This window comes from Leptolyngbya sp. FACHB-671 (assembly GCF_014695745.1).
Lineage (GTDB): Bacteria > Cyanobacteriota > Cyanobacteriia > Elainellales > Elainellaceae > JAAUTN01.
On the sequence record NZ_JACJOV010000145.1, the window covers coordinates 39,463 to 47,938 of the forward strand.

At 48.7% G+C, this 8,476-nt stretch carries 8 protein-coding genes and 1 tRNA gene; 3 read left to right on the forward strand and 6 right to left on the reverse strand.

Translation table 11 applies throughout. The features are described from left to right. Positions 1-123: 123 nt before the first annotated feature. Entirely contained in the window at positions 124-669 is a 546-nt protein-coding gene (gene rsmD, locus H6F93_RS22990; protein WP_190685869.1) for a 16S rRNA (guanine(966)-N(2))-methyltransferase RsmD, read from the reverse strand. Positions 670-1,065: 396 nt separating this feature from the next. Between rsmD and H6F93_RS34190 the strand changes: the two genes are divergently transcribed. Next, positions 1,066-2,853: an N-acetylmuramoyl-L-alanine amidase family protein gene (locus H6F93_RS34190; protein WP_190685873.1), complete on the forward strand. Its 1,788-nt coding sequence runs from the start codon at positions 1,066-1,068 to the stop codon at positions 2,851-2,853. 85 nt (positions 2,854-2,938) lie between these two features. Here the strand turns inward: H6F93_RS34190 and H6F93_RS23000 are convergent, their stop codons facing one another. The 5 genes from H6F93_RS23000 to H6F93_RS23020 form a co-directional block, all read right to left on the reverse strand. Beyond that, on the reverse strand, positions 2,939-4,219 hold the full coding sequence (locus H6F93_RS23000; protein ID WP_190685876.1) for a family 10 glycosylhydrolase: 1,281 nt from the start codon (positions 4,217-4,219) through the stop codon (positions 2,939-2,941). A 135-nt stretch (positions 4,220-4,354) separates the two neighbouring features. Further along, positions 4,355-4,966, reverse strand: coding sequence for a glutathione S-transferase family protein (locus H6F93_RS23005; RefSeq protein WP_190685879.1), 612 nt, complete (start codon positions 4,964-4,966; stop codon positions 4,355-4,357). Positions 4,967-4,974: 8 nt separating this feature from the next. Beyond that, positions 4,975-5,349 carry an urease subunit beta gene (locus tag H6F93_RS23010; RefSeq protein ID WP_190685883.1) on the reverse strand — a complete coding sequence of 125 codons (375 nt, stop codon included), beginning with the start codon at positions 5,347-5,349 and terminating at the stop codon, positions 4,975-4,977. 85 nt (positions 5,350-5,434) lie between these two features. After that, positions 5,435-5,737, reverse strand: a complete 303-nt coding sequence (gene ureA, locus H6F93_RS23015) for an urease subunit gamma (protein WP_190685886.1) — start codon at positions 5,735-5,737, stop codon at positions 5,435-5,437. After that, positions 5,728-7,059, reverse strand: a complete 1,332-nt coding sequence (locus H6F93_RS23020; RefSeq protein WP_190685888.1) for a Na+/H+ antiporter NhaC family protein — start codon at positions 7,057-7,059, stop codon at positions 5,728-5,730. Before H6F93_RS23020 ends, ureA begins: the two co-directional genes overlap by 10 nt. 157 nt (positions 7,060-7,216) lie before the next feature. Between H6F93_RS23020 and H6F93_RS23025 the strand changes: the two genes are divergently transcribed. Both H6F93_RS23025 and H6F93_RS23030 read left to right on the forward strand, forming a co-directional pair. After that, positions 7,217-8,107, forward strand: coding sequence for a LysR family transcriptional regulator (locus tag H6F93_RS23025; RefSeq protein WP_190685892.1), 891 nt, complete (start codon positions 7,217-7,219; stop codon positions 8,105-8,107). A 125-nt stretch (positions 8,108-8,232) separates the two neighbouring features. Beyond that, positions 8,233-8,305, forward strand: a tRNA-Ala gene (locus tag H6F93_RS23030). The last annotated feature ends 171 nt before the right edge of the window (positions 8,306-8,476 follow it).

The window sequence follows — 8,476 nt, forward strand, 5'->3', positions numbered from 1 at the left end:
AGAAGGTTTATGTCTCTTGGAAAGGCGTAGCATTCGGGCAATAGTTCTCGGTTCGTTTCGAGTATCTACCGAATATTGCGCCCCCTCTTTGTTTGCTGAGGCTTTAAGGACTTTGTTGGGCAATCATCCTGCATTCTGATAAAAGGTCAGGGCCGTATTGCCATAAGTTTTTTGGCGACAAATTTGAAGGGAGGCGATCGCCTCTGGCAAAGCATAATCAGGGCTATGTTCCGCAGCAAGTTCGCCGTTAGTTGCCAAGAGGTGGTGGTGGGCGATCGCCTCTAACACAGGCTGATAAAGCTGACCAGCATAGGGTGGGTCAAAATAAATTCGGTCGAACTGTTGTCCTGCTAGGGCAGGCAATCGCTTCACTACATCTGCCCGAATCACCTGAAATGTCTGGTTGCCGTGGGCAACTCGCTGCCAGTTTTGCTGAATCACCGTACAGGCTGCTCCCGACTGCTCAATGCCAACGATCGCACTTGCCCCTCGGCTCAAAGCTTCGGCTCCCATTGCGCCACTTCCGGCACATAGATCCAGCCAACGGCAACCCTCAATCTTACCCTGCCAAATGTTAAACAAAGCTTCTCGCACTCGTGCTGGTGTGGGTCGCGTTGCTAGTCCGGGCAAAGTTTTGAGCGATCGGTTGCCGTAAATGCGGAGACTCATGAGAAGGAGATGTAGTAATGGAAATTAGGAATTGGGATTGGATTAATTAGGATAGATGTTGGCGATGGCTGACTCCTAAAAATTTTATCCGAGTAAGACGAAATCGCGGTTGCTAAGTGCCGCTCTACGTGTCAGGTTTCTAACTGTACTACTGTGCTGGCGTTGAGTGAGAAGAAAGGACGCGCACAAGATAACTCAGATAAGGCTACAAGTTAGCCGCTGACTGCAATTTTATTCCTCCGGATAAAACTGAAAGCGTAGTTCACTTGATCATCTATAACTTTTACTTCCCACTAGCGTAGTTTTCTGCACGACGATAGAAGCGGAACTGGAGGATTGACGCACATCACTTCCTTGATTCATTGCCCAACCTCGCTTCAGAACGGGAAGCTCGATATGAATTCTGCTCTCTATCGTGTGATGGCGGCTACGGCTGCTGTAGGATCTTTGGCTGCTCATGAGCCTGCTTCAGCAAGCTCAAGTCAACCCGAAACATCATCTCCTCGGGCTAACGCAATTGCTCCTCAGCAGATGAATGCGGCGATCGCCCCTATTCCTATGGCAATCGCCCCTGATCTGCCAACGGTTGACTTTAGCAACAGCAAATCTGTTGTAACTGCGTCTGCTGTAACTGTGTCCCCAACCTCAAATGTAGCAACGTCTCAAGCTCAACTGCCGCCCTTACCTACCGTTCCGTCGGCTCCAGTTATCTCGACTCCATCAACCCAAGCACCAGCAGTTCAGCTACCCACCGTTGGCGTACCACCTACGTCACAGGACTTGCCGCGTGTGCCTTCCCCTGCATCACCCGTTTCCTCCCCTGCCCCGACTCAAACGGCGGCTCAAATGGGACAGTATCGGGTGATTGTGCCTGCAAGTACGGCTGAAGTGCAGCAACGGGTAAGAACGGCTATACCTGACTCATTTCGTACAACGGTGAATGGACAAATGGTGATGCAGGTCGGGCTATTTCAAGAACAAAGTCCGGCTGAGGAACTGAAGCGCTCACTTGAACGGCAAAATTTGCAGGCTTCTATTGTTTCAGTTGGGGGAACAGTTGCTCCTTCCCAACCCTCCCAGCCCGCTCAACCTGTTTTTCCATCTCAGCCCCAACCTTCTCAATCTGCTGCTGGATCACTGTATCGGGTAATTGTGCCTGTCAGCACGGCTGCGATGCAGCAACGAGTGAGAGCGATCGCCCCCGATGCCTTCCGTACCACATTGAATGGACAAACGGTAATGCAGGCTGGGCTATTTCAAGATCAAGGCACCGCAGAAGCTTTAAAGCGTTCCTTTGATCAGCAGAACTTACGAGCTTCTATAATCGTTACGCCTGGAACAGCTACGCCCCCTTCACAACCCTCTTCACCCAGGGCAATGGTGTATCGAGTCATTGTGCCTGCGAGCACAACTGCAGTGCAGCAACGAGTGAGAGCGATCGCCCCCGATGCCTTCCGCACCACATTGAATGGACAAACGGTAATGCAGGCTGGGCTATTTCGAGATCAAGCTACCGCTGCAACCTTACAGCAGTCTTTTAACCGCCAGAACCTCCAGGCTTCGATTGTCCCGATTGCAGAAACGAGTGTGCGTCCACCACAGCAGGTTCCATCTCCCAGCAACCCATCTGCTGAGGTGCCCAAAGACCGGATTGTCGTGATGATCGATCCCGGTCACGGTGGGGCAGATCCAGGCGCGATTGGTATTGGTGGGCTTAGAGAAGAAGATATTGTCCTCTCAATTTCCCAACAGGTGGCAAGTCTGCTGGAGCAAGAAGGCATTCAAGCGATTTTGACTCGCTCCGATGACCGAGGTTTGGAACTTTCGACACGAGTGCAACTCGCGCAAAGAGCTAATGCAAACTATTTTGTGAGTATTCATGCCAATTCGCTAAATATGAGCCGCCCTGATGTGAATGGGGTAGAGACCTTCTATCACAACAGTGGTCGGGAACTGGCTCAGTCGATTCAAAACAGCATTATGCAAAATGTGGATATGAATAATCGTGGAGTTAAGCAAGCAAATTTCTATGTGCTGCGAAACACGTCTATGCCAGCCGCTCTGGTTGAGGTTGGATTTGTCACTGGACGAGATGATGCGGCTAAGTTAAGGGATGCAGGCTTCCGCACCACGATGGCCGGGGCGATCGCTCGTGGCATTGTTCAGAATGTGCGATCGCGCTAGCGCTGTAGCAATTCCAAGAATTTTAGATATGAAAAGGGGCACCCCGCTTGGGGTGCCCCTTTTCATTTTGAGGGTTGCTGCCTTCTTACCGAGCTGCTGCACGTTCGGCTGGATTATAAAATAGCGCTTGAAATGCAGACTGTCGCTCTGCGGGTGACTCTGCGGCAGAGTCCCAAAGGCTTTCATAGAAGAAGAAAGCAACTCCCAGTCCGCGACTTCGAGCAGCCCTCACCTTAGACTGAATCAGCTGCATGGGGACTGGCGCATTTCGCAGACCCGTTAAAACGCCTGCCGCAGTTGGAATTCTTTGCTGAGCTTCACGGATTTCGGGGCGGGAAATCTGTTGGGTAAAACTTTGCAGGTCAGGGCGATAAATCTGCACGATCAGCTCATCTACAATGTCTTGTCGCACCCAGGTTAACCAATCTTGCAGATAGCTACCGTAAGCAACATCGTAGGGGTTTGGCGAAACTGAAAAAATTGCATTGGGTTTACGCTGCTTTACCGCTTGATTGAGTCGTGTCATGAATGCGGTGATTTTGTCAGCCCGCCAGCGTACCCATTCTGGATCACGAGGATTAGCAGGGACATCTCGGTTAGTCTCCTGTCGGTACAAGTCCATTGTGTAGCGATCGTAGCCGAACTCCACGGGCAGACTGGTGTGATCGTCAAACTGAATGCCCTCTACGTCATATTGTGTGACCGTTTCCAGCACCAACTCAGTAATAAACTGCTGCACTTGAGGATGAAAGGGATTCAGCCACATCACCTCACCCGCTGCGCTGATAGAAGTTTGCCCCCCATCTCGCTTTTGCGTCAGCCAAGCCGGATGGTTGGTTGCTAACTCTGAGTAAAGCGGAGTCATAAACCCAAACTCAAACCAGGGAATCACCAGCAAATCTCGCTGATGGGCTTTGGTAATCAAGTCGGCGAGTGGGTCTTGACCTTCTAATCCTCTACGCACAAAGGGTTGAATTTCATGGCGCTGTGCGACTGCGCTGGGGTACAGCACATAGCCAGAGTTCCACACGACGGGGTAGACCGTGTTGAAGTTGAGCCGCGCTAGTTGGGTTACTGCATCTTCTAGCTTGGCGCTGTCGATCATGACATCGTTGTCGTTGCTGGTGATCCACACGCCGCGAATTTCTTGAAAAGTTTGCGGAGCGATCGCAGGGGGCAGGCTTCCACTAGAGGACACTTCGGAAGACAACACGTTGGCAAACAGTGCGCCTGAGAAGAGTACGGTGGCGATCGCCCCCATGACAGCGAGCATGATGTATCTAAGCGATCGCCTCACCGTCGTAGTAATTTGCCTTTGTCCAAGTCTCCGCTTTGCCCAGCCCCTAAATGTAAAATGCAATTTCATAGATATCAAACGAAAAGACAGCTACCCAAACTCGCAGTCGTAAAAAAAGTTTACAGCCAGACGGTCACAGGTATTAGTCTTTACGGAAGATTTGATGATCTAGCAGGACAGCAGGGCTAAATAGTATCCATAGAATTAATGCTTGCCAGAGCTGGTGATTGGGATGTGCTGAGGTTGAGCTTGAACTCGCTCAATCCAGGACTGGATGCCTGGAAATTTTTCTAAGCTAAAGCCGCCTTCCTCTGCAACGTGGGTGTAGGCAAACAGAGCAATATCCGCAATGGTGTAGCGATCGCCCACCAAAAAAGGATGGTCTTTCAATCGTTTTTCCATCACACCCAAAGCTGCGTAACCCGGTGCCTGCTTTTGAGCCAGAGCTTCCCGATATTCCTCAGCTTTGCCGCTATGCAGCCAAAATCGTGAAGTGGCAATGTAGGGTTCGTGGCTGTATTGCTCAAAAAATAGCCATTCTGTGACTCGTGCCCGTTCCAGCCGATCTGCTGGCGAAAAAGGGGTGCCTTCGCTCAGGTAAAGCAAGATTGCATTCGATTCTGAGAGAAATACGCCTGGTTCAAGTTCTAGAACAGGGATGCGGCCGTTCGGGTTTTTCTGCAAAAACTCCGGCGTTCGGGTTTCTCCTTTGAGAATGTCTAACTCGATGTATTCAAAGGGAATTCCCAACTGAGTTAAAAGCAAACGCACCTTGTAACCATTGCCCGAAAACAAATAATCGTAAAGTCGGTACATAGCTATGCTCACTTTTTCTTTTTTTTGCCGTCACCTTTTTTCTTACCTTTGCTCTCTTTTGGCTCGGCAGTTTCTGTATCCAAAGCGCCATTAATTTTGGCATTGAGTCCATACACCTGACGGCTACCGGCTAGCGCAACCAGCGTCACTTCTCGCTCATCCCCCGGCTCAAAACGAACGGCAGTACCCGCCGGAATATTCAGCCGCATTCCTCGTGCCTGCTCTCGCTCAAAGCTCAACGCCTCGTTGACTTCAAAAAAGTGATAGTGAGAACCTACTTGAATCGGGCGATCGCCCGTATTTGCTACTTGCAGCGTCACCGTTTCACGACCTGTATTAAGTTCAATTTCACCCGGCTCTACTAATAACTCTCCCGGAGTCATACTCCCCTCACCCCACTAAGATTGTTGATTGCTGCTAATCTTCGGCGATCGCTCGTCTTCTGTCTATCGATTTAGCTCACTTTTGCTATCGAATTGGGTCATGCACAGTGACGAGTTTGGTGCCATCTGGGAAAGTTGCTTCTACCTGCACCTCATGAACCATCTCAGCGATGCCGTCCATTACGTCTTCACGGGTTAGCAGCGTGGTGCCGTAGGTCATTAACTCTGCAACAGTGCGACCTTCTCTGGCTCCCTCCAGAATTGCGGCTGAAATGTAGGCGATCGCTTCAGGATAATTTAGCTTTAGTCCTCTTTCTTTGCGACGTTCTGCTAAAAGAGAAGCTGTAAAGATCAACAATTTATCCTTTTCCTGGGGAGTCAGTTGCATAGTTTTAGCTTAGGGGGTTGGCTCAACCTGATTTGAATTAGATTTAACAGCGGAATCAGGTACAGATAAAAAGCATACGGGATAAACCCCAGATCAGTCATCAAAATCGTCGCAGGAACCAACCCAGCAATGTTCCAGGGAATTAGAGGCGAAATTACGACCACCGTGTTTTCCAGGTCTAACGCCAATTTATAGTTGCCTTTTGTAGTGTCTTTATACTTTTGCTCGACAAGCTCTTGAGTCAGTAAAATGGCGATCGTTTGAGTGCAGCCAAAGGCCGCCGAACCCACCCCCACCAAAAGCGTACTCAAGAAACAATTACTGCAGGATTTGAACCGTTCTAGAAACACTTGGATTGTGTCTAAGGTCCGAGTTCCGGCAAAGATGCCAACAAAAGCAGTAGAAATAATCACGACAATAGAAACTTTGACCATTGAAATCACGCCACCACCTAGCAAAATAGAGTCTAGCGGCGTGTCTTCCGTGAGATGAAATCCTAAAACCGTAAATTTTAGAATTTGTAAGAAGGAATAGTGTTGCCAGAAGCAAGAGAGGGCGATCGCCACTAAAATGCTCATCAGCATCGACAGCCTCACCTCAATTTGTAAAATCGAGAAAATTAAAATCACCGCGGCAGGAAGCAGCGTGATTAAATCAACATTAAATAATCGGCTGATTTCTGCTGTAAAAGTTTGGTCTGCTAGCTGAACTGGATTAAATAACGATAAAACTCCATATAAGCCCGCAGAAATAACCAGCGGCAGCATCGCTGTTTTCCACATATTTTGAATATTGGTATAAAGCCGAGTTTTGGTAATCACTGCGATGAGATTTGCACTGGAGGACATCGGAGAACATCTATCTCCAAAGTAGGCTCCAGCAATAATCGACCCAGCAATCATGTGAGGATTGACCCCACTGCTGTTCGCCATGATCATCAGCGCAATTCCGATCGTGCTGACTGTGCCAAATGACGTGCCTAGCAGCAAAGAAACAATACTGCTGAGAATAAAACTAGCCAGAATAAAATACTGGGGGCTAATTAACTGAATCTCATAGTAAACAATCGCTGGAACCGTTCCCGCTGCCATCCAAACGGCTGTTACGGCACCAATCAACAGCAGAATACTAATTACTGAAAACGATTTTTTACTGCCTGCAAAACCCATTTTCAGCAAAGTATCAAACGTAAAACCTCGACGCAACAGCGCAAGCGTAAATATTGCCAGGGACGATAATAGCGGATAGGCAACAAAATAGCCCTTTACAGCACTAAAAAGCAGAAACCCAAATGACAGTGCTAACGCAAACAGTAAATCCATTTCACAAAAATTGTTTCGTCCCACAATTTGACCATAAGATTTGCTAATACAAAAATCAAAGTAGAGTATAGATGGGTTCTACCGATGGCTTCGATAGAATTTTACTGGAATCCTTCAAATAATAGGATTCTCTCCCTTCGTTGCGGGTGACTCTAAGTTGAAAATTTCTCAGCTACAGGCTTTTGTTGCAGTTGCCGACCAGGGAAACTTTAGCTCGGCTGCCTTGGAGTTGAATCTGTCGCAGTCTACTGTGAGCCATGCGATCGCCACCCTGGAAACTGACTTGGGCATCATCCTGTTCCTGAGAGGACGGCACGGCGCAACCCTGACTCCTGAAGGTGAGCAAATGATCCAGGAAGCGCGTCAAATTCTCCAATTGATTGAGTCAATTCACAAAAAAGCAAGTTTGGCTAGAGGATTACAGTCTGGGCAAGTGCGAGTTGCCTCAGTTCGCAGCATCACAACTCATGTTTTGCCCAAAATTATTCGCCAGTTTCGCAACAAATTTCCGACCATCAACGTAGTCATCTCCGAATTCGACATTTACATTGAAGTGGAGCAAGCAGTCCGCGAAGGGCAAGTGGATGTAGGCTTCACGTCTCTACCCGTCACTCCTGGCTTTGAAGTTTGGGAGCTGTTTCAGGATGAATTTGTCGCCTTGCTACCACCTGGAACAATCCAACCCGAAACAACCCTCACTTGGGAACAGTTAGCCAGCTATCCGATGATTCTCAACCTGCGTAGCCCTCGACATAATCAGTCCGTGCATGACCACTTCTCGCAGTTTGGTCAAACGCTCAAGATTGATTACGAAGTGCGAGAAGACTCAACCATTCTTGGCATGGTGCAACAGGGATTAGGCGCAACAGTCATGGCTCGACTGGTCGCAGAGCCAATTCCCGAAGGAGTACAAATCAAAAGCCTGCCCGCCCCATTGAAGCGCACGATTGGCGTGATCATTTCATCCGATATCCTGCTACCCCGCACAGTATTCGCGTTTCTCGACGTGCTGAAGGAAGTGTGGCAAGAGAATACAAAACTCGCTTAAACCGTTATAAGCAAAAACGCTTGTCAACTTGGCGCTATTTGCTCAACCGTAAAACTAGCTGCCTCTTCTTGGCAAAGTGCAAATTCAGGTAGTATAATCAAAAGCCTGTGCAAAAAGCGCAGTATGGGGCTATAGCTCAGCTGGTAGAGCACTGCAATGGCATTGCAGGGGTCAGGGATTCGAGTTCCCTTAGCTCCATTTTTTTTTGAAGGTGTACGTTCGCACATTAAATGTCGCGATTTGTGACTTTACCTAAAACAGGACTTACGCAGCGGCACTAGGGATAGGGGGTGGTTAAGTTGAGCTATGCTCGCTACAGTTCCAGTATGAGTGCATCAAACAGCGATTGCGATGACATTTACTAAGCTG